We start from the raw sequence: 22,015 nt of genomic DNA on the forward strand, positions 1-22,015 counted from the left end.
AGTCCCACCAGCGTAGCCCTTTAAACAAAGGCTGCGACGGATTAGGGCGATTTTTCTAATTATTGATTCTATGAATGGCTGGACATGCAAGTGCGTATTGCAGGTCTACGCCCTACGGAAATGACCGCAAAGTCGCATTTCAACCGGTATTTTGGGCGATTGACAATTGCCGGGAATTCCGAGAAGGTGACGTACCCAAATCAAACGGGCGTATGAATTGAGCGTTTGTCTTACAGACTGCTCCTACAGAATCCCGACTATCGCGTTGGCGGGGGTGCCGGGTGGATTGGCGTTAGCATTGACGAAAAAGCGTCCTGCCGAGCCATTCGCCTGCGTCCGACGTGTACTGTTCAGCTTCCATATCGTGGAGATCAGTTGATGATTTACGAAGGTAAAGCCATCACGGTTAACGCTCTTGAAAGTGGCATCGTCGAATTGAAATTCGACCTCAAGGGTGAGTCCGTCAACAAGTTCAACCGTCTAACCCTGAACGAACTGCGTCAGGCCGTAGACACCATCAAGGCAGATGCTTCGATCAAGGGCGTGATCGTCAGCAGCGGCAAAGACGTATTCATCGTCGGCGCCGACATCACCGAATTTGTCGACAACTTCAAGCTGCCGGATGCCGAGCTGGTTGCTGGCAATCTCGAAGCCAACAAGATCTTCAGCGATTTCGAAGACCTCAACGTACCAACCGTCGCGGCCATCAACGGCATTGCCCTCGGTGGCGGTCTGGAAATGTGCCTGGCGGCTGACTATCGCGTCATGTCCACCAAGGCCAAGATCGGCCTGCCAGAAGTCAAGCTGGGCATTTACCCGGGCTTCGGCGGTACCGTGCGTCTACCGCGCCTGATTGGTGTCGATAACGCCATTGAGTGGATTGCCGCCGGCAAGGAAAACCGCCCTGAAGACGCGCTCAAAGTCAGCGCCGTCGACGCCGTGGTTGCCCCAGAGAAGTTGCAGGAAGCAGCCCTTGAGCTGATCAAGCGCGCCATCTCCGGCGAGTTCGATTACAAGGCCAAGCGTCAGCCGAAACTTGAAAAACTCAAGTTGAACGCCATTGAGCAAATGATGGCTTTCGAAACTGCCAAAGGCTTCGTGGCTGGCCAGGCCGGCCCGAACTACCCGGCGCCGGTCGAAGCGATCAAAACCATCCAGAAAGCCGCGAACTTCGGTCGTGACAAGGCACTGGAAGTGGAAGCAGCAGGCTTCGTCAAGCTGGCCAAGACCTCTGCCGCACAGAGCCTGATCGGCCTGTTCCTGAACGACCAGGAACTGAAGAAAAAAGCCAAGGCTTACGACGAAATCGCCAAAGACGTGAAGCAGGCCGCCGTACTCGGTGCCGGCATCATGGGCGGCGGTATCGCCTACCAGTCGGCCTCCAAAGGCACGCCGATCCTGATGAAGGACATCAACGAGCACGGCATCGAACAGGGCCTGGCAGAAGCTGCCAAGCTGCTGGTCGGCCGCGTTGACAAAGGTCGCATGACCGCTGCGAAGATGGCTGAAGTGCTCAACGGCATTCGCCCGACGCTGTCGTACGGTGACTTCGGTCACGTCGATCTGGTCGTCGAAGCGGTGGTCGAAAACCCTAAGGTCAAGCAAGCGGTACTGGCTGAAGTCGAAGACAAGGTCAAAGAGGACACCATCCTCGCGTCCAACACCTCGACTATCTCCATCAGCCTGTTGGCCAAGGCCCTCAAGCGTCCGGAAAACTTCGTTGGTATGCACTTCTTCAACCCGGTGCACATGATGCCGCTGGTGGAAGTGATCCGTGGCGAGAAGTCCAGCGAACTGGCCATCGCCACTACCGTGGCTTACGCGAAGAAAATGGGCAAGAACCCGATCGTCGTCAACGACTGCCCGGGCTTTCTGGTCAACCGCGTGCTGTTCCCTTACTTCGGCGGTTTCGCCAAGCTGGTCAGCGCCGGTGTCGACTTTGTCCGTATCGACAAGGTCATGGAGAAATTCGGCTGGCCAATGGGCCCGGCGTACCTGATGGACGTGGTCGGCATCGACACTGGTCATCACGGTCGTGACGTGATGGCTGAAGGTTTCCCGGATCGCATGAAGGATGACCGTCGTTCGGCCATCGACGTGCTGTACGAAGCCAAGCGCCTGGGCCAGAAGAACGGCAAGGGCTTCTACGCCTACGAGGCCGACAAGAAAGGCAAGCAGAAGAAAGTCGCCGACCCGTCGGTACTCGAAGTGCTCAAGCCGATCGTTTACGAGCAGCGCGAAGTCACTGACGAAGACATCATCAATTGGATGATGATCCCGCTGTGCCTGGAAACCGTGCGTTGCCTGGAAGACGGCATCGTTGAAACCGCCGCCGAAGCCGACATGGGTCTGGTCTACGGTATCGGTTTCCCTCCATTCCGTGGCGGTGCGCTGCGCTACATCGATTCGATCGGTGTCGCCGAGTTCGTTGCCCTGGCTGACCAGTACGCTGATTTGGGCGCGCTGTACCACCCGACCGAAAAGCTGCGCGAAATGGCCAAGAACGGCCAGAGCTTCTTCGGTTAAGCGCCCCCAACTAGAGTGAGAGTGAACTTATGAGCTTGAATCCTAGAGACGTCGTGATTGTCGACTTCGGTCGTACTCCGATGGGCCGCTCCAAGGGCGGCATGCACCGCAACACCCGCGCCGAAGACATGTCGGCGCACCTGATCAGCAAACTGCTGGAACGCAACAGCAAGGTCGACCCGGCGGAAGTCGAGGACGTGATCTGGGGTTGCGTCAACCAGACCCTGGAGCAGGGTTGGAACATCGCGCGCATGGCGTCGCTGATGACCCAGATCCCGCACACGTCCGCAGGCCAGACCGTCAGCCGTCTGTGTGGCTCGTCGATGAGCGCGCTACACACCGCTGCGCAAGCGATCATGACCGGTAACGGTGACGTGTTCGTGGTCGGCGGCGTCGAGCACATGGGCCACGTGAGCATGATGCACGGTGTCGACCCTAACCCGCACATGTCGCTGTACGCGGCGAAAGCCTCGGGCATGATGGGTCTGACCGCTGAAATGCTCGGCAAAATGCATGGCATTACCCGCGAGCAGCAAGATGCTTTTGGCGTGCGTTCCCACGAGTTGGCCCACAAGGCAACCGTGGAAGGCAAGTTTAAAGACGAAATCATCCCGATGCAGGGTTACGACGAGAACGGTTTCCTGAAACTGTACGACTATGACGAAACCATTCGTCCGGAAACCACCCTGGAAAGTCTGGCGGCATTGAAGCCGGCATTCAATCCAAAGGGCGGCACCGTGACTGCAGGTACTTCGTCGCAGATCACCGATGGTGCCTCGTGCATGATCGTGATGTCGGCGCAGCGTGCACAGGACCTGGGTATCCAGCCAATGGCGGTGATCCGTTCGATGGCGGTGGCAGGTGTGGATCCGGCGATCATGGGCTATGGTCCTGTGCCGGCAACACAAAAAGCCCTCAAGCGTGCGGGTCTTGGCATCAACGATATCGACTTCTTCGAGCTCAACGAAGCTTTCGCTGCACAGGCCTTGCCAGTGCTGAAAGATCTGAAAGTGCTCGACAAGATGAACGAGAAGGTTAACCTGCACGGCGGCGCGATCGCTTTGGGTCACCCGTTCGGTTGCTCCGGTGCGCGTATTTCCGGCACCCTGCTGAACGTGATGAAGCAGAATAGCGGCACCTTCGGGGTGGCCACTATGTGCATTGGTCTCGGCCAAGGCATCTCCACCGTCTTCGAACGCGTTTAAGCGTCTCGTCGATGGAAGCCGGGGCCCAGTGCCCCGGTTTTTGTTTTTGGGTTTTTATTTTATTTTCGAAAAGATTTCAGTGAGGGCCGAAGCATGCCGATACAACCTGGGCTCTACCAACATTACAAAGGTCCGCAATACCGTGTATTCAGTGTTGCGCGGCATTCCGAAACCGAAGAAGAAGTGGTTTTTTACCAAGCCCTGTATGGCGATTATGGCTATTGGGTGCGCCCGCTGAGCATGTTCGTCGAGTCGGTCGAGGTTGACGGCGAACAGGTGCCACGCTTTGCTTTGGTGCAAGCCGAACCGAGCGTTTTTGACAAGGCATGAGGCCAGGGCGCAGGCAACCCTGTGCTTGACCTCATCTTGTATCAACTATATATAGCGGTGCCGCGTCAGGCGCCAACCGCCTTTCACTTCTAGAATTCAGGAATTTTCTGATCCATGGGCAAATCGCTGGTCATTGTGGAATCCCCGGCTAAGGCCAAGACCATCAACAAGTATCTGGGCAACCAATACGTGGTGAAGTCGAGTATCGGCCATATCCGAGACCTGCCCACCAGCGGTTCGGCTAGCGCCAGCAAAGAGCCAGCCGCCAAGCGCGGCAAGGCGGCTGCGGGCGAAGGTCCGGTGCTCTCGCCGAAAGAGAAAGCGCGTAAGCAGCTGGTCTCGCGCATGGGCGTAGATCCCGAGCATGGCTGGAAAGCCAAGTACGAGATCCTTCCAGGCAAAGAGAAGGTCATCGAAGAGCTGCGCCGGCTCGCCAAGGATGCTGACACCATCTATCTCGCAACCGACTTGGATCGCGAGGGGGAAGCCATTGCCTGGCACCTGCGCGAAGCCATCGGTGGTGACGACAGCCGCTACAAGCGAGTGGTGTTCAACGAAATCACCAAGAAAGCGATTCAGGAAGCCTTCTCCGAACCGGGCGAGCTGGACATTGATCGTGTCAACGCCCAGCAGGCGCGTCGCTTCCTCGACCGCGTCGTCGGCTACATGGTCTCACCGCTGCTGTGGGCGAAGATTGCCCGCGGCCTGTCCGCCGGTCGCGTGCAATCGGTTGCCGTGAAACTGGTGGTCGAGCGTGAACGAGAAATCCGTGCGTTCATTCCGGAAGAATATTGGGAAGTGCACGCTGATCTCGGCACTGCCAAAGGCTCGACCGTGCGTTTCGAAGTGGCTCGCGAAAAAGGCGAAGCCTTCAAGCCGCTGAACGAAGCCCAGGCCATGGCCGCGCTGGAGAAGCTCAAGGCTTCCAGCTACAGCATCGTCAAGCGTGAAGACAAGCCGACCAGCAGCAAGCCATCGGCACCGTTCATCACGTCGACCTTGCAGCAGGCTGCGAGCAACCGTCTCGGTTTCGGCGTGAAGAAAACCATGATGATGGCCCAGCGTCTCTACGAAGCCGGCTACATCACTTACATGCGTACCGACTCGACCAATCTCTCGGCCGACGCCGTGGCGATGGCGCGCACTTACATCGAAGACGAATTCGGCAAGAAGTACCTGCCGGAGACACCGAACGTTTACAGCAGCAAAGAAGGCGCGCAAGAAGCTCACGAAGCGATTCGTCCGTCTGACGCCAATACCACGCCAAGCAAGCTGGCGGGCATGGAGCGTGATGCTGAGCGTCTGTATGAGCTGATCTGGCGACAGTTCCTCGCCTGCCAGATGCTGCCGGCGCAATACCTGTCGACCACCGTCAGCGTCGGCGCTGGCGACTTCGAGCTGCGTGCCAAGGGCCGTATCCTCAAGTTCGATGGCTACACCCGCGTCATGCCGCAAATTGCCAAGCCTGGCGATGATGACGTATTGCCTGACATGGCGCAGGGCGATGTGATGAAGCTGATCAAGCTCGATCCGTCGCAGCATTTTACCAAGCCGCCGGCGCGTTACTCCGAAGCCAGTCTGGTCAAGGAAATGGAAAAACGCGGCATCGGTCGTCCTTCGACTTACGCTGCGATCATTTCGACTATTCAGGATCGCGGTTATGTAACGCTGCACAACCGTCGTTTCTATTCTGAAAAGATGGGCGACATTGTCACAGAGCGTCTGTCTGAAAGTTTCTCTAATCTCATGGACTACGGCTTCACCGCCGGCATGGAAGAGAACCTTGATGATGTGGCGCAGGGCGAGCGCGACTGGAAAAACGTGCTGGACGAGTTTTACGGCGACTTCAAGAAGAAACTCGAAGTAGCAGAGAACCCGGAAAGTGGCATGCGCGCTAACCAGCCGGTCATGACCGATATTCCGTGCACCACTTGCGGTCGTCCGATGCAGATCCGTACTGCCTCGACCGGCGTGTTCCTTGGTTGCTCGGGCTACAGCCTGCCGCCGAAAGAACGCTGCAAGGCGACGGTCAATCTGGTGCCGGGCGATGAAATCGCAGCGGACGACGAGGGCGAATCGGAATCGCTGGTACTGCGTGGCAAGCATCGCTGCCCGATCTGCAGCACGGCGATGGACGCCTACCTGCTGGACGAAAAGCGCAAGTTGCACATCTGTGGCAACAACCCGGATTGCGCCGGTTACGAAATCGAAGAAGGCAGCTATCGCATCAAGGGCTACGAAGGTCCGAGTCTGGAATGCGACAAGTGCGGAAGCGAGATGCAGCTCAAGACCGGCCGTTTCGGCAAGTTTTTCGGCTGCACCAACCCGGAGTGCAAAAACACCCGCAAGCTGCTGAAGAGCGGTGATGCGGCGCCGCCGAAGATGGATCCGGTGAAGATGCCTGAGCTGAAATGCGAAAAGGTCAACGACACCTACATCCTGCGCGATGGCGCCTCCGGCTTGTTCCTGGCGGCCAGTCAGTTCCCGAAAAACCGCGAGACCCGTGCTCCGCTGGTGATCGAGATTCTGCCGCACAAGGACGAGATCGATCCGAAGTACCACTTCCTGTGTGAAGCTCCGCAGAAGGATCCTGACGGTCTGCCGGCGGTCATCCGCTACAGCCGCAAGACCAAGGAGCAATACGTGCAGACCGAAGTCGACGGCAAGCCGACTGGCTGGAAGGCGTATTACGACGGTGGCAAGTGGACAGTTGAAGACAAGCGCAGCGCGAAAGCCAAGGCTGAGTAAGCGTTAGTCTGAGCAGCGAAAAGGCCGCATGGAACCATAAGGATTTCATGCGGCCTTTTTGTTTTGTGCTTGCAGTGGCATCGGCTCATCCACGACACTGTTCGGCCTGTGTGAAGCAATTATTTCGTTGTGGAGGCTGCCGTCATGGCCCACGAGCTCTATACCCGTACCAACCAGAAGATCTATTTCGCCGGCCTGTCACTGGAAGCTTTGGCTCATGCTGAAGAGGGGCGGGCGATGAATTCTCTGGCGCTGATCCAGGCCGGGCGTGAGTCAGCGTTGTTCCACCTCTATGGCGCACTGCTGGGTTTGTGTCATGAGATTGCCGGCTTTTACCGTCTGCCGCAGGCCCATACGCCGAGGGCGGAAGAGTTGCTGAAACGGGAAGTGCTGGAATCGATAGCGATCCCGGAGCTGGCGGAAATGGTCGAGCTGGCCGGGAACCCGGAAACCTGGCTGGCCAAATTGTTGGCGGCGCACGCGGCACTGTTTCAGCCGCCAAAGGTGCCACACAAACCGAAAGGCGACGTGACACAGCCGCTGATTCAAGCGATCAATCTTGATGAAGAACAAGCGCCAGAAGAATTGAGTCGAGAAGAGCTAGAGAGCTGGCGGCAAAACCTCAAAGGCTTGGCCATCAGATTCCGTGAAGGCTTGAACGAGTGCTGACGGGGTTTGATGCAGTGGTAATCTGAAACATGCTGCTGGTCAAGATCCCGAGCGGAGCTCGAATGATGTCTATATAATTGCTGCCTTTCGTGGAGAACAGACCTATATGCCAACGTCCTTTCTAGAAATTGTCGAGTTACCAGACGGCCGAATCGAACTGCGCAGGGCTGAGGACGAAGGTTCTCTGGTGACGCTGGATTTCTCCGAGGATGCCAAAGCGTTTCTGCAGGGTCAGCACGTTGAAATCGCCAAAGCGATGTTGAGCGTTGGCGTGCAAATGGCAGGTCGTATGGTTGAGGGCGAATTTGATAAGGAAGAAGGGCCGCGAGTTCTTCATTGACCCACGCTTTGGCCCTGTTTCAATCGCTTGCGCTATAGATCCGCTTCTCTGTCCCTGGAGAAGCTCTACGCTTCACACAGCGCGCAACCAGGCAATTAACCCAAACGAATGTTCAGACTCTGAGCTTCGCCCGTACGTGCGGCGCTGATCAGTTGTTGTCGTGAATTGGCATTTAATGGGTTGAGCCAGGTCACTACGGTATGGCTGCGCCCCAGGCGCAACGCTTCGCACGCTAGTTGCTGAGCACTCTGCGTGCCACGCGGTTGCAGCAGCAGGATGCGTTCGCGGTTCAGACCCGCATCGCGCAGCCAGGTTTGCGTCAGGCTGGTGGGTGGTGCGATCAGTGTCAGCCAGCGAGCGTCCTGATCATCGCTGAGCTCACGCAGAATCGGCGCCAGCAGGTTCAGGCAGTTCCCGGCGGCACCACGCAGTGACAGCTCACTGAAAGCATCGGGTTTGGCGTTCCAGTCTCGCTCGACCACTTCTTTCAGAGTCGGCGCCATAGGCTGCGCCAGAAACGCTTCGAATAAAGGCAGTTGTGTTTGCTGAGGTGCATGTGGGAACTGCATGGAGCCTCCTTTAGCGGCGAATGACGCCGACACTCAAGCCTTCAATCACCAGTTCCTGATCTTTCAGGTCGACTTCGATAGGGGCGAACTCGGGGTTTTCAGCGATCAGCCAGACTTTGCTGCCTTCACGCTTGAAGCGTTTGACCGTCACTTCGTCGCCGATGCGGGCAACCACAACCTGACCGTTACGCGCTTCGCGGGTGGTATGAACTGCCAGCAGGTCGCCGTCGAAAATACCGATGTCCTTCATGCTCATGCCGTGCACACGCAACAGGTAGTCGGCGCGCGGATGGAAGAAGGTCGGATTTATGTTGCAGGACTCTTCTATGTGCTGCTGGGCGAGGATCGGCGCGCCGGCAGCCACTCGGCCAATGATCGGCAGGGTGGAATCGTCGGCCTTGGCTTCGAAGCCGGGAATCCGGATGCCTCGGGAAGCACCCGGTGTCATCTCGATCGCGCCCTTGCGGGCCAACGCCTTGAGATGTTCTTCCGCCGCGTTTGGCGATTTGAAGCCCAGTTCCTGAGCGATCTCCGCTCGGGTGGGCGGATAACCGTTGTCTTCGAGGCAACGTTTGATAAAGGCCAGAATCTCGGCTTGGCGTGGCGTCAGCTTTAGCATATTGATCGCTCTGTCTTTTTATACAGTGACTGGGATTATATACAGTGAAGCGTTCTTGGCAATGGCCGTTTTTTTGCTGCCCGCCGAGTGGTCGCCCAGAGCATTTATTAATGCTGTCGCCTTATATGGTTAAATAGCTGACCCACCATTCCCAAAACGAACCGGCAGGCTTGACAAGGCACAGGCTGAAACGTATGTTTCAAACAAGTGTTTGTCAGGCGGAGTAGCCATGGCCCAGTCGGAAACCGTTGAACGCATTCTTGATGCTGCCGAGCAGTTGTTCGCGGAGAAAGGATTCGCTGAAACCTCATTGCGTTTGATCACCAGCAAGGCTGGCGTCAATCTGGCTGCGGTGAATTATCACTTCGGCTCGAAGAAGGCGCTGATCCAGGCGGTATTTTCGCGTTTTCTCGGACCGTTCTGCGTCAGTCTTGACAAAGAGCTGGAGCGCCGCCAAGCCAAACCGGAAAACAAGCCGACGCTTGAAGAGCTGCTGGAAATCCTCGTCGAGCAAGCGCTCGTCGTCCAGCCTCGCAGCGGTAACGATCTGTCGATCTTCATGCGCTTGCTCGGCCTCGCGTTCAGTCAGAGCCAGGGCCACTTGCGGCGTTATCTGGAAGACATGTACGGCAAGGTGTTCCGCCGCTACATGCTGCTGGTCAACGAGGCGGCGCCGCGCATTCCACCAATCGAGCTGTTCTGGCGCGTGCACTTCATGCTCGGCGCTGCAGCGTTCAGTATGTCCGGGATCAAAGCCTTGCGCGCGATTGCCGAGACCGATTTCGGCGTCAATACCTCCATCGAGCAAGTCATGCGCCTGATGGTGCCTTTCCTCGCGGCCGGCATGCGCGCCGAGACCGGCGTTACTGATACCGCAATGGCCAGCGCGCAATTGCGGCCGCGCAGCAAGTCCACGCCGGTCGCCGCCAAGGTTTGACCGCGCACGGGTGGGCGCGGCAGCTGGTATCCGCTAAGCTAGCCGGCCATGCCGACTCTCGTACTGAACCCGATCTGCATGAATTCTGTTGGCCGTCCCGGCACTGCCCGCGGTAGCGAATACAGGCGGATCGGGTTTTTCGTTTTCAAGGAATCTCTATGACTGCTGGCCTGCAAGGCTCGTTGATGGTGGACGTCGCCGGTACCTGGCTGACGGCCGAAGATCGCCAATTGTTGCGTCAGCCCGAAGTGGGCGGCCTGATCATTTTTGCCCGTAACATCGAGCATCCACGCCAGGTGCGCGAACTCAGCGCCGCTATCCGCGCGATTCGTCCGGATCTGTTGCTGGCGGTGGACCAGGAAGGCGGGCGCGTGCAGCGCTTGCGTCAGGGATTTGTTCGTCTGCCGGCCATGCGCGCCATTGCCGATAACCCGAATGCAGAGTATCTCGCCGAGCAGTGCGGCTGGATCATGGCTACCGAAGTGCTGGCGGTCGGGCTCGACCTGAGCTTCGCCCCGGTGCTGGATCTGGACTATCAGCGCAGCGCCGTGGTCGGCACCCGTTCTTTCGAAGGGGATCCCGGGCGCGCAGCCTTGCTCGCCGGCGCATTCATTCGCGGCATGAACAGCGCTGGCATGGCCGCCACCGGCAAACATTTCCCAGGCCATGGCTGGGCCGAAGCCGACTCCCACGTGGCGATCCCGAACGACGAACGCAGTCTCGACGAGATCCGCGCCAACGATCTCGTGCCCTTCGCCAGACTCAGTCAACAACTGGCCGCCGTTATGCCGGCCCACGTCATCTATCCGCAAGTCGATTCACAGCCCGCCGGTTTTTCCCGACGCTGGCTGCAGGACATCCTGCGCGGCGAATTGCAGTTCGATGGCGTGATCTTCAGCGACGATCTGTCGATGGCCGGCGCCCACGTGGTCGGCGACGCTGCCAGCCGTATCGAAGCCGCACTCACTGCGGGCTGCGATATGGGGCTGGTGTGCAACGATCGCGCCGCTGCCGAACTGGCGCTAAGCGCGGCGCAGCGCATGAAGGTCAAGCCTTCCGCGCGCATCGCGAAGATGCGCGGTCAGGCCTTCGCCAGCACTGATTATCGTCAGGACCCGCGTTGGCTCACCGCCCTCGGCGCGCTCAAAGACGCTCAACTGATCGATTAAGGATTTTTCGTTATGACCGTTTACGCAATCATCGGTGGCACTGGCCTGACTCAGCTCGAAGGCCTGAGCATTCGCCAATCGCTGGCAGTCGACACCCCGTACGGCGCGCCTTCGGCCGAGGTGCAGATTGGTGAGTACGCCGGCAAGGAAGTGCTGTTCCTCGCCCGTCACGGTCACCCGCATCGTTACCCGCCGCACAAGGTCAATTACCGCGCCAACCTCTGGGCGCTCAAGCAGGCGGGTGCCGAAGCGATCATCGCGGTGAATGCGGTGGGCGGGATTCACCCGGCCATGGGTACCGGGCATTTTTGCGTGCCGCACCAGATCGTCGACTACACCAGCGGGCGCGAACACACTTATTTCGCCGACGATCTGGAACACGTCACCCACATCGATTTCAGCTTTCCCTACAGCGAGCCGTTGCGCCAGCAACTGATTGCCGCGGTCGCCGCCGAAGGCTGCGAATACAGCGATCAAGGCGTGTACGCCTGCACCCAGGGCCCGCGTCTGGAAACGGTCGCCGAGATCGTGCGACTGGAGCGTGATGGCTGCGACATCGTTGGCATGACCGGCATGCCGGAAGCCGCGCTGGCCCGGGAGTTGGATCTGGATTACGCCTGCTTGGCGCTGGTGGTGAATCCAGCCGCGGGCAAGACCACAGAAGTGATCACCATGGCCGAAATCGAGCAGGCACTGCACGATGGCATGGGCAAGGTAAAATCAACGCTGGCGCGGGTGCTGGCCTGCTAATCACAGCGCCTGAGCATTCTCCTCGAGCGGCTTGAAGGTCGCGCCCACATTGGGTCTCCAGTGCATCTGGATTCACTGTGGGAGCGAGCCTGGCCACGAAAACAATCACACCAGCAGCGCCAGTCTCAGCGCTTGTCGATCTTGTCCGGCAGCGGCGCAAACAGCGCTTCAATATCATCGCTCTGCAACTTCCAGTCCCCGGCTTTGCGTCCATCCAGCACGCCCGCTGCAAGGTCGGACTTTTCCTTCTGCAGGTGCTGAATCTTTTCTTCCACCGTACCCCGGGCAATCATCTTGTACACGAACACCGGTTTTTCCTGGCCGATGCGATAGGCGCGGTCAGTCGCCTGATTCTCGGTCGCAGGGTTCCACCACGGGTCGTAGTGAATCACGGTATCGGCTTCGGTCAGGTTCAAGCCGACGCCGCCAGCCTTCAGACTGATCAGAAAGATCTGACGCTTGCCGCTCTGGAATTCCTTCACCGGTGTGCGCCGGTCACGGGTCTGGCCAGTGAGCAGGGCGTACGCGATCTTGCGTTTTTTCAATTCCTCTTCGATCAATGACAGCATCGAAGTGAATTGCGAGAACAGCAGAATCCGCCGGCCTTCCTCGAACAATTCATCGAGCATGTCCATCAGACTATCGAGCTTGCCCGAGGTGCTGCCGCGCGCGGGCAGGGTGGCGTCGTTGACCAGGCGCAGATCGCAGCAGACCTGGCGCAGCTTGAGCAATGCTTCGAGAATGATGATCTGGCTGCGTGCCACGCCTTTGCGAGTGATCTCGTCACGGACTTTCTTGTCCATCGCCAAACGCATGGTTTCGTACACGTCGCGTTGCGCTTCGTTGAGTTCGATCCAATGAATGATCTCGGTTTTCGGCGGCAGCTCAGTGGCGACCTGCTCTTTGGTGCGGCGCAGAAGAAACGGTTTTATCCGACCGTTGAGGTGTTGCAGTCTGACTTCGCTGCCGCGCTTTTCGATCGGCACGCGGTAATCGGCATTGAAGCCTTTCACGTCGCCCAGCCAGCCCGGCAACAGAAAGTGAAACAGCGACCACAGCTCGCCCAAATGGTTTTCCAGCGGTGTACCGCTGAGGCACAGACGCTGGCGCGCATTAAGCTCGCGCGCGGCCTGAGCGGCTTTACTGTTGGGGTTCTTGATGTATTGCGCTTCGTCCAACACCAATACGTGCAGCGGCTGCTTGACCAGACGTTCGACATCTTTGGGCAGCAGGGCGTAGGTGGTGAGGAGCAAGTCGAAGTCGGCCAGATTATCGAAATGTTTCTTGCGGCTGGCGCCATATAGGGCGAGCACTTTCAGTTGCGGGGTGAAATGCGCAGCCTCATCCAGCCAGTTGGGAATCAGGCTGGTCGGCATCACTACCATGCAGGGACGATCGAGGCGTCCGGCGTTCTTCTCGCTGAGAATATGCGCCAGGGTCTGTAGGGTTTTGCCCAGGCCCATGTCATCCGCAAGAATCCCGCCGACTTCCAGTTGCCGCAGCGATTGCATCCAGCTCAAGCCTTCGAGCTGATAAGGGCGCAAAGTCGCATTCAGACCGTCTGGTGCTTGGGCGCTGAAGTCGCGAATGTCGCGCAAACGCTGGGCGAGCGTGCGGATCTGCTCGCCGCCTTCCCAAAGCAACGGCAGGCTTTCCAGCGAATTGAGCCGGGTGGCGTCAGCCTTGCTCAGGCGCAGGGTGGTTTCGCCCGGCTCCTGCAAATAGAACTCGCCCAGCGTCATCAATACCGGCTTCAAGCGGCCAAGCGGCAGCGCCACTTGCAACGGCCCATGCTCGCTGGTGCGTTGCGGAATGTTCACCAGAATCAGCTCGTCATCGCGACGACGGGCCAGGCGCTCCGGGTTGAGAATCTCGGCGTGCGAGCGCATCAGGTTCAGCAAAATCGGCAGCAGGCTCAGGCGTTCACCGTTGACGATGATGCCCAGTTCCAGATCGAACCAGTCGCGCTCCGGCGCCTGTTCGACCGTGGCGTACCAGTCGTCGACGGCGGTCAGGTCGAAGCCGAATTCTTCATCGATCTGCAACTCCCAGCCTTGGCTGCGCAACTTCGGCAGGTCATTGAGAGTGAAGGTCAGCCAGGCGCTGTCGTTGACCATTTCATACAGTTCGCCGGCGCTTTCCGGCAGCGCTTTGCTCTGCCGGGTGGCGATGCGGAAACCGAGGATGCGCAACTGTTCGCGGTAGGATTGTTCGACATCCGGGTGGCGTTTTATCCGCAGGGTCTGGGCTTCCTGACGGATCAGGATATCGCTGTGTTTTTGCCCGCTGACGTATTCGTCCAGATAGCTGAACGACAGCGCCGCGCGGTGTTGAATGTAGCGCTGCATCTTGCCGTTGCGCGGCTCGAAGGCGCTGAACTCGGCGCTCGCCAGCCACAGGCGCGGCACCGGTTGCACATTATCCACCAGTACCTGTGGCGGCGCTTTCGGGCTGCGGTTCTCCAGCACGGCCTGGAGTTTTTCCAGCAGTTCGGCATCTTTCGCGGCGGCGGGGTAGTCGAGGGTTTCCTGGATTTTCAGCAGCACCGCAGCGCAGTGTTTGCAGTTGCTGCGCACCGGGCAGGTGCAGGTGGCGTCGACCAGTAGCAGGGTGGCTTTGGCCGATTCGCGCAGATGGATGGTCTGCCGGTAAACGCTACCGCCAGAACCTTCGCAACTGGCGGTGATGGTCGCATCGCCGATCTGGGCGATGCGCACTCGATTCTCCAAAGCGTAGCGGCGGCCGCGCTCCAGACTCTGTTCTTTGAATCGGCTGACCCACGACGGGGCCAGCGGTTTGCTCAGGGGTGGCGGCATAAGGACTTCGATCAGTCCGGCACGACTTCAGGCGCTTCGCGAGGCGCTGGTGCGGTCAGGGAAGTGATCTTGATCAGCAACGCCAAGTGGCCGTTGTCGAGGTAGTTGAGCTGGCCGTTCTTGGTATGGCTGTCCTGACGCAGACGCTCACTGGCCGTCACCAGGCCATTGGCGTCGATCTGATTGACCCAGAAATCGGCGGTCACGTCGGTGAAACGGCCGAGTTTCATTTCCAGCGTGCCCTCGATGGGGAACTGGCCGAACTGTTCCTGACCTTCGCTCACTGCAACTTTCGCCGGCGCTTCGCCGAGGGTCTGCTGCCAGGCTTTGTGCATCAGCACGGTGTACTCGCCGCTGGCGGTGAGTTTGCTCACTACGTCATTCAGCGCCGGCGTGCGCTGGCTGTCGTTGCCCAGACGCTGAGCGCCAGCCGCCCAGTCTTCCGGGGCGGCGCGGCTGACAATCGCTGGCACGGCATTCTGGCGCACCAGGATCATTTCGACCTGATAAGTGTCATCGGCAAACGCCGTCGGTGCTGCAAGTGCGAGCAACAAAGTCACAGAGCGAAACAGGCGCATTGGGCGTCCTTCAAGCGGATTTCGGGATGAGACGCTCAAACAGCGCCTCGACAGTATTGAAACGTTCTTCCGGACGCTCCATCGGCACCTGGAATTTGAACATCGTCGCGCCTTCGAACTTGTAGCGTTTGGGCTGCGTCTGAATCAGCTTGATCAGGGTCATCGGGTCAACCGGCGTCTGCGCTTCGAACTCAATGCGTCCGCCTTGTGGCCCTCCATCGACTTTCTTGATGCCAAGCTTTTCGGCCTGCAATTTCAACGCGGTGATCCGCACCAGGTTCTTGGTCGGCTCCGGCAGCAGGCCGAAACGGTCGATCATCTCGACCTGCAGATCCTTCAGACCTTCCTCGTCGGTGGCCGAGGCGATGCGTTTATACAGAATCAGCCGCGCATGCACATCCGGCAGATAATCTTCAGGAATCAGTGCCGGCACTCGCAGATTGACTTCGGGGCCGCCGCCAAGCGGTTGATCGAGGTTCGGCTGCTCGCCCTTGCGGATCGACTTCACCGCGCGTTCGAGCATTTCCATGTACAGCGTGAAGCCCACGGCCTGAATCTGCCCGCTCTGGCCGTCGCCGAGCAATTCGCCCGCGCCACGAATTTCGAGGTCGTTGGTCGCCAGCACAAAACCGGCGCCGAGATCCTGCGTGTTGGCGATCGCTTCGAGGCGCTTTTCCGCGTCCGAGGTGATTTGCTGGCGCGGCGGGGTCAGCAGGTAGGCGTAAGCCTGGTGGTGGCTGCGGCCGACACGACCACGCAACTGGTGCAGCTGGGCCAGACCGAACTTGTCGGCGCGTTCGATGATGATGGTGTTGGCGCTCGGCACGTCGATGCCGGTCTCGATGATGGTCGAGGCGATCAGCACGTTGAAGCGCTTGTGGTAGAAGTCGCTCATCACCTGCTCGAGTTCACGTTCGCGCATCTGCCCGTGGCCGATACCGATGCGCGCTTCCGGCACCAGTTCGGCGAGGTCGGCGGCGCATTTCTCGATGGTCTTCACATCGTTGTGCAGGTAATAAACCTGACCCCCGCGCAGCAGTTCACGCAGCAGAGCCTCTTTGACCGTGCTCTTGTTCTGTTCCATGACGAAAGTGCGCACCGACAGGCGACGCGCCGGCGGCGTGGCGATGATCGACAGATCGCGCATCCCCGACACCGCCATGTTCAGCGTGCGCGGAATCGGCGTCGCGGTCAGGGTCAGAATGTCGACTTCGCTGCGCAGGGCCTTGAGCTGTTCTTTCTGGCGCACGCCAAAGCGGTGCTCTTCGTCGATGATCACCAGCCCGAGGTTTTTGATCTTCACGTCGTCGGACAGCAGCTTGTGCGTGCCGATGACAATGTCGATCTTGCCTTCCGCCAGATCGGCGATCGCCGCATTCACTTCCTTGGCGGACTTGAAGCGGCTCATCACTTCCACGGTCACCGGCCAGTCGGCGAAGCGGTCGCGGAAACTGTTGTAGTGCTGCTGGGCGAGGAGGGTGGTCGGCACCAGAATCGCCACCTGCCGACCGCCGTGCACGGCAATGAACGCCGCGCGCATCGCCACTTCGGTCTTGCCGAAACCGACGTCGCCGCAGACCAGCCGGTCCATCGGTTTCGGCGCGAGCATGTCTTCGCGCACGGCCTCGATGGTCGCTTGCTGATCCGGGGTCTCCTCGAAAGGGAAGCCGGCGCTGAAGGTTGCGTAATCGGCCTTCGGATCGGCGAAGGCATAACCTTCACGGGCGGCGCGACGGGCATAAATGTCGAGCAGTTCGGCCGCGACGTCGCGCACCTGTTCGGCGGCTTTGCGCTTGGCTTTTTGCCAGGTTTCCGAGCCGAGGCGGTGCAGCGGCGCGAGCGAATCGTCGCTGCCGGTGTAGCGCGCGATCAGGTGCAGGTTGGCCACCGGCACATAGAGCTTGGCGTTTTCGGCGTATTCGAGAGTGAGGAACTCTGCAGCCTGATTGTCGATTTCCAGAATCGTCAGGCCCAGATAGCGCCCGACACCGTGATCGATATGCACCACCGGTGCGCCTTCGCGCAGCTCGGTGAGGTTCTTGATCACCGCGTCATTGCTGACGTCGCTGCGTTTCTCACGACGGCGGCGTTGCATGACGCGCTGACCGAACAGCGGACTCTCCGCCACCAGCGCCAGCGCCGGGTCGTCGAGCACCAGGCCTTCGTCGAGCGGGGCGATGGTGATCGCCAGACGATCCTTGCTGGCGACGAAATCCGGCCAGCTATCGACGGTTTTCGGCCGCAGTTTCAGGCGTTCCAGCAGTTCCAGCAGGACTTCGCGACGCCCCGCCGATTCAGCGGTGAACAGCACGCGACCGGGGAATTCCTCGAGGAAGCCGGCCAGCGCCGCCAGCGGTTGCGTGGCCTTGGCTTCGATGGCCAGATCCGGCAGCGCGTGCGCCGGGAAGCGCTCACGGCCAACGCCGCTTTCAACGTCCTGTTGACTGGCAACAACCCGTGGCCAGTTCTTCAAGCGCGCGAAGCAGTCTTCTACCGGCAGGAACAACTCGGCCGGTGGCAATAAAGGACGCGATGGATCGACGCGACGTTCTTCGTAACGATTGCGCACGTCGTTCCAGAAATTTTCCGCCGCTTGCTCGATACCGGGCAGCGAGAACACTTGGGTGTCCTGGGGCAGATAATCGAACAGTGTCGAAGTTTCGTCGAAGAACAGCGGCAGGTAGTACTCAATGCCGGCCGGGGTGATGCCGCTGCTCAGATCCTGAAAGATCGGGCAGCGGCGGAAGTCGACGTCGAAGCGCTCGCGAAAGCGCGCCTTGAAGCGGGTGACTGCGTCTTTCTGCAATGGAAACTCGCGGGCCGGCAGCAGCTTGACCGACTCGACCTTGTCGATCGAACGCTGGGTTTCCGGATCGAAGGTGCGCAGGGTTTCGATTTCGTCATCGAACAGGTCGATGCGGTACGGCAGCTTGCTGCCCATCGGGAACAGGTCGATCAGCGCGCCGCGTACGGTGAACTCGCCGTGCTCATACACCGTGTCGACATAGCGATAGCCGCTGGCTTCGAGCCTCGCGCGCATTTGTTCGACGTCGAGTTTCTGGCCGATATCGAGCACCAGGCTGCTGCCAAGCAGGAATTTGGTTGGCGCCAGTCGGTGCAGGGCAGTGGTGATCGGTACCACAAGCACGCCGTGAGCCAGTTCTGGCAGGCGATAGAGGCTGGCGATGCGCTGGGAGATGATGTCCTGGTGCGGCGAGAACAGGTCGTAGGGCAGGGTTTCCCAGTCGGGGAAATGCAGCACGGGCAAATCCGGGGCGAAGAAACTCAGCTCCTGTTCCAGCCGTTCGGCACTTTGGCTGTCGGCGGTCAGCAGCAGGGTAAAGCGCTTGGCAGCGCTTGCAGCCTCGGCAATCGCCAGGCTGAGGGCGGCACCGGGCAGATTGCCCCAGTGCTGTTTACCTGCCTCGGCAGGGAGTAGCGGTAGACGCAGAACAGGCACGGAAGGTTGAGCTCCAGGCGTTGCGACAAAGTCGGTAATTGTAGCGGCCTCCGGTGCCGCCTGTCAGTTGCAGACTGCGTCTATCTTCACGGTTTGGACGAAATGTAGTGGTAACCATAAAAACGAGCACTTTTTTCGTGGTTATGTAGTGCCGAAACCGGGCGGTGTTACGGAGGGTTACAGACATCGTCTAACAGTCGTCGAAAAATTGACTGTGCTGAAAGCCCCGGTTTTACTGGGCTGGAGAAGGGCGTAAATTTTTTGAACGGAATTTTGTTACCGATTGCGCGACAAGCGCGCATTGCTGAAAGGGCTTGTCGGCGGCATAATGTAGCCCCTTTTTTCTGCCCCTACATGTGGAAGGTTACCGTGACTCAGAAGCCCGACCAGTGTCTTGGTGAATGGATCGACCGTGAAGCACTCGCAGAAGCGATGATCCCGCTTATCGGTCAGCTCTACCGCAATAACAACGTGGTTAGCTCGATCTATGGCCGCAGCCTGATCAACCAGTCTGTCATCGCGATTCTCAAAGCTCATCGCTTTGCTCGCCACCGTTCTTCCGACGACAGCGAACTCTCCGTCCACGAAACATTCCCACTGCTCAAGGCCATGAGCGAGCTCAAGCTCGGCGCGGCGTCGGTGGATCTGGGCAAGCTGGCGTTCAAATTCCGCAACGAAGGCAACGGCCGCAGCGCCGAGCAGTTCGTGCGTGAAGAGATGGCGGACGTGGTTGGCCAGCAGAACGCCTCGGCCCGCAAAGGCACCGACGTTGTTCTTTACGGCTTCGGTCGTATCGGCCGTCTGCTGGCGCGCATCCTGATCGAGAAAACCGGTGGTGGCGACGGCCTGCGTCTGCGCGCCATCGTCGTGCGCAAAGGCGCCGAGAACGACCTGACCAAACGCGCCAGCCTGCTGCGTCGCGATTCGGTACACGGTTCCTTCAACGGCACCATTACCATCGACGAAGAAAACAACACCATCACCGCCAACGGTAACCTGATCCAGGTGATCTACGCGAAGAACCCGACCGAGGTGGATTACACCCAGTACGGCATCAAAGACGCGCTGTTGGTGGACAACACCGGTGTGTGGCGTGACGCCGATGGCCTGGGTCAGCACCTGGCGTGCCCGGGCATCGACCGCGTTGTTCTGACCGCACCTGGCAAAGGCAAGCTGAAGAACATCGTTCACGGCATCAACCACGGTGAAATCACCGCTGATGACAAGATCGTCTCGGCTGCTTCCTGCACCACCAACGCCATCGTGCCGGTGCTCAAGGCCGTAAATGACAAGTTCGGCATCATCAATGGTCACGTCGAAACCGTTCACTCGTACACCAACGACCAGAACCTGATCGACAACTTCCACAAGGGCGATCGCCGTGGCCGTAGCGCCGCGCTGAACATGGTCATCACCGAGACCGGTGCTGCCACCGCTGCTGCCAAGGCCCTGCCTGAGCTGGCCGGCAAGCTGACCGGTAACGCGATTCGTGTTCCGACGCCAAACGTGTCGATGGCCATTCTCAACCTGAACCTTGAGAAAGCCGCCACCCGTGAAGAGATGAACGAGTACTTGCGCTACATGGCGCTGCACTCCGATCTGCACAAGCAAATCGACTTCGTCAATTCGCAGGAAGTAGTTTCCACCGACTTCGTTGGCTCGCGCCACGCCGGTGTGGTGGACGCTGAAGCCACTATCGTGCAAGACAACCGCGTTGTGCTGTACGTCTGGTACGACAACGAGTTCGGTTACAGCTGCCAGGTGGTTCGCGTGATGGAAGACATGGCTGATGTAAATCCGCCAGCGTTCCCACGCTAAGCCTTAGCAAAATGAAAACGCCCCGACCTGTGTCGGGGCGTTTTTGTTTGTGGAGTGATCGTTCCCACGCTCTGCGTGGGAATGCAGCCCGGGACGCTCTGCGTCCCATTGGAACGCGGAGCGTCCCTTGAAGCATTCCCACGCAGAGCGTGGGAACGATCGCGCTGGCGGGTGCGATCTAACTAACGCCGCGGGCCACAGCGGCTTGCGCCGTGCGCAACTCATGTCGGTTGCCACGGAACAACACCAGCGTTGCAATCAACCCCAATACCGCTGCGCCACTGAGCCAGATCCCCGGTGCAGCCTTGTTGTCCAGCACATGAATCAGATAGGTACACGCCGCCGGCGTAAACCCGCCGAACGTCGCCGTTGCCAGGCTGTAGGCCAGCGAGAAGCCGGTGGTGCGCACTTCCACCGGCATGATTTCGGTCAGCGCCACGACCATCGCGCCGTTGTACGAGCCGTAAAGGAACGACAGCCACAATTCGACAACCAGCAAATGGCTGAAGCTCGGATTCGCCACCAGCCACGACAGCGCCGGATACGCCGTCAGGATCGCCAGAATCGTCGCTGCCAGCAGTAAGGGTTTTCGCCCGATCCTGTCTGACACGGCGCCCATCACCGGTAGCCAGAAGAAATTCGACAAGCCGATGCACACCGTCACCAGCAATGCATCGAGATCCGACAGGTGCAACTCAGCCTTGCCGAAGGTCGGGGTGTAAGCGGTGATCAGATAGAACGACACCGTGGTCATCACCACCAGCGCCATGCCGGCAATGACAATGCCAAAGTTCTGGCCGATCGAGCGGACGATCTCGCCGAGGGTAGGGCGGTGGGTGCGCGCCTGGAATTCCGGGGTTTCCTCCAGCGAGCGGCGGATAAAGAAAATCACCGGCACGATCATGCAGCCGATCAGGAATGGCACACGCCAGCCCCATTCGCCCATTTGCTCCGGACTCAGCCAATGGTTGAGACCGACGCCAAGGAGACCGGCGAAGACGACCGCAGCCTGCTGGCTGGCGGACTGCCAGCTGACAAAGAACCCTTTGCGACCGGGCGTAGAGATCTCCGCCAGATAAACCGACACGCCGCCCAATTCCACGCCGGCCGAGAAACCTTGCAACAGGCGGCCGAACAACACCAGCAGCGGTGCGGCGACGCCGAGCGTCGCGTAGCCGGGCACGCAGGCAATCAGCACTGTACCGGCGGCCATCATCGCCAAGGTGATAATGAGCCCTTTGCGTCGACCGTGACGGTCGATGTAGGCGCCGAGGAAAATCGCCCCGAGCGGACGCATCAGGAAGCCGGCACCGAAGGTCGCCAGCGACAGCATCAGTGAAGCGAACGCGCTGTCCGTGGGGAAGAAGGTTTTAGCGATGGCCGTGGCGTAGAAGCCATAGACCATGAAGTCGAACATTTCGAGGAAGTTGCCGCTGACAACACGAAAGATCGCTTTGCCTTTGCCCGTGGTGGAGGACATG

16 protein-coding genes are annotated in these 22,015 nt (G+C 59.2%); 10 read left to right on the forward strand and 6 right to left on the reverse strand.

Going from position 1 to position 22,015, the window contains the following annotated elements:
• The first annotated feature begins 378 nt into the window (after nucleotides 1-378).
• From fadB to ACP7D9_RS29195, 6 genes are all read left to right on the forward strand, one after another.
• Entirely contained in the window at nucleotides 379-2,526 is a 2,148-nt protein-coding gene (fadB, locus tag ACP7D9_RS29170; RefSeq protein ID WP_313005782.1) for a fatty acid oxidation complex subunit alpha FadB, read from the forward strand.
• A gap of 29 nt (nucleotides 2,527-2,555) precedes the next feature.
• The gene (gene fadA / locus ACP7D9_RS29175; protein WP_426160391.1) at nucleotides 2,556-3,731 is read left to right on the forward strand and encodes an acetyl-CoA C-acyltransferase FadA; all 1,176 of its coding nucleotides are present in this window, start codon (nucleotides 2,556-2,558) and stop codon (nucleotides 3,729-3,731) included.
• Nucleotides 3,732-3,824: 93 nt separating this feature from the next.
• Nucleotides 3,825-4,061 (forward strand): DUF1653 domain-containing protein, encoded by a 237-nt coding sequence (locus ACP7D9_RS29180; RefSeq protein ID WP_101158769.1) that lies wholly within the window; start codon nucleotides 3,825-3,827, stop codon nucleotides 4,059-4,061.
• A gap of 114 nt (nucleotides 4,062-4,175) precedes the next feature.
• On the forward strand, nucleotides 4,176-6,809 hold the full coding sequence (topA, locus tag ACP7D9_RS29185; RefSeq protein ID WP_101158768.1) for a type I DNA topoisomerase: 2,634 nt from the start codon (nucleotides 4,176-4,178) through the stop codon (nucleotides 6,807-6,809).
• Nucleotides 6,810-6,953: 144 nt separating this feature from the next.
• The gene (locus ACP7D9_RS29190; RefSeq protein WP_426160392.1) at nucleotides 6,954-7,478 is read left to right on the forward strand and encodes a DUF6586 family protein; all 525 of its coding nucleotides are present in this window, start codon (nucleotides 6,954-6,956) and stop codon (nucleotides 7,476-7,478) included.
• A 106-nt stretch (nucleotides 7,479-7,584) separates the two neighbouring features.
• Complete coding sequence (locus ACP7D9_RS29195; RefSeq protein WP_003226592.1) at nucleotides 7,585-7,818, forward strand: hypothetical protein; 234 nt, start codon at nucleotides 7,585-7,587, stop codon at nucleotides 7,816-7,818.
• Between the two features lie 95 nt (nucleotides 7,819-7,913).
• Here the strand turns inward: ACP7D9_RS29195 and sulA are convergent, their stop codons facing one another.
• Entirely contained in the window at nucleotides 7,914-8,387 is a 474-nt protein-coding gene (sulA, locus tag ACP7D9_RS29200; RefSeq protein WP_426160393.1) for an SOS-induced cell division inhibitor SulA, read from the reverse strand.
• Nucleotides 8,388-8,397: 10 nt separating this feature from the next.
• Entirely contained in the window at nucleotides 8,398-9,006 is a 609-nt protein-coding gene (lexA, locus tag ACP7D9_RS29205; protein ID WP_016775490.1) for a transcriptional repressor LexA, read from the reverse strand.
• 229 nt (nucleotides 9,007-9,235) lie between these two features.
• On the opposite strand from lexA, the gene ACP7D9_RS29210 reads away from it, so the two are divergent.
• The 3 genes from ACP7D9_RS29210 (at nucleotide 9,236) to ACP7D9_RS29220 (ending at nucleotide 11,862) form a co-directional block, all read left to right on the forward strand.
• Entirely contained in the window at nucleotides 9,236-9,943 is a 708-nt protein-coding gene (locus ACP7D9_RS29210; RefSeq protein WP_042609037.1) for a TetR/AcrR family transcriptional regulator, read from the forward strand.
• A gap of 158 nt (nucleotides 9,944-10,101) precedes the next feature.
• Entirely contained in the window at nucleotides 10,102-11,112 is a 1,011-nt protein-coding gene (nagZ, locus tag ACP7D9_RS29215) for a beta-N-acetylhexosaminidase (RefSeq protein ID WP_426160394.1), read from the forward strand.
• A 12-nt stretch (nucleotides 11,113-11,124) separates the two neighbouring features.
• Nucleotides 11,125-11,862, forward strand: coding sequence for an S-methyl-5'-thioinosine phosphorylase (locus ACP7D9_RS29220; protein ID WP_426160395.1), 738 nt, complete (start codon nucleotides 11,125-11,127; stop codon nucleotides 11,860-11,862).
• A 125-nt stretch (nucleotides 11,863-11,987) separates the two neighbouring features.
• Here ACP7D9_RS29220 and ACP7D9_RS29225 read toward each other — a convergent pair whose 3' ends face one another.
• The 3 genes from ACP7D9_RS29225 to mfd are packed head-to-tail and all read right to left on the reverse strand — an operon-like array spanning nucleotide 11,988 to nucleotide 18,716.
• Nucleotides 11,988-14,678, reverse strand: a complete 2,691-nt coding sequence (locus ACP7D9_RS29225) for an SNF2-related protein (protein ID WP_426160397.1) — start codon at nucleotides 14,676-14,678, stop codon at nucleotides 11,988-11,990.
• Nucleotides 14,679-14,689: 11 nt separating this feature from the next.
• Complete coding sequence (locus ACP7D9_RS29230) at nucleotides 14,690-15,256, reverse strand: CsiV family protein (RefSeq protein ID WP_101158761.1); 567 nt, start codon at nucleotides 15,254-15,256, stop codon at nucleotides 14,690-14,692.
• 10 nt (nucleotides 15,257-15,266) lie between these two features.
• A complete protein-coding gene (gene mfd / locus ACP7D9_RS29235; RefSeq protein WP_150634827.1) occupies nucleotides 15,267-18,716 on the reverse strand; it encodes a transcription-repair coupling factor in 3,450 nt (1,149 codons plus the stop codon).
• Between the two features lie 354 nt (nucleotides 18,717-19,070).
• Here mfd and ACP7D9_RS29240 point away from each other — a divergent pair, with 354 nt between their 5' ends.
• The gene (locus ACP7D9_RS29240; protein ID WP_101158759.1) at nucleotides 19,071-20,534 is read left to right on the forward strand and encodes a glyceraldehyde-3-phosphate dehydrogenase; all 1,464 of its coding nucleotides are present in this window, start codon (nucleotides 19,071-19,073) and stop codon (nucleotides 20,532-20,534) included.
• Nucleotides 20,535-20,712: 178 nt separating this feature from the next.
• Here the strand turns inward: ACP7D9_RS29240 and ACP7D9_RS29245 are convergent, their stop codons facing one another.
• On the reverse strand, nucleotides 20,713-22,014 hold the full coding sequence (locus ACP7D9_RS29245) for an MFS transporter (protein ID WP_426160398.1): 1,302 nt from the start codon (nucleotides 22,012-22,014) through the stop codon (nucleotides 20,713-20,715).
• Nucleotide 22,015: the final 1 nt, after the last annotated feature.

Source organism: Pseudomonas sp. TSRC2-2, from assembly GCF_049897785.1.
Lineage (GTDB): Bacteria > Pseudomonadota > Gammaproteobacteria > Pseudomonadales > Pseudomonadaceae > Aquipseudomonas.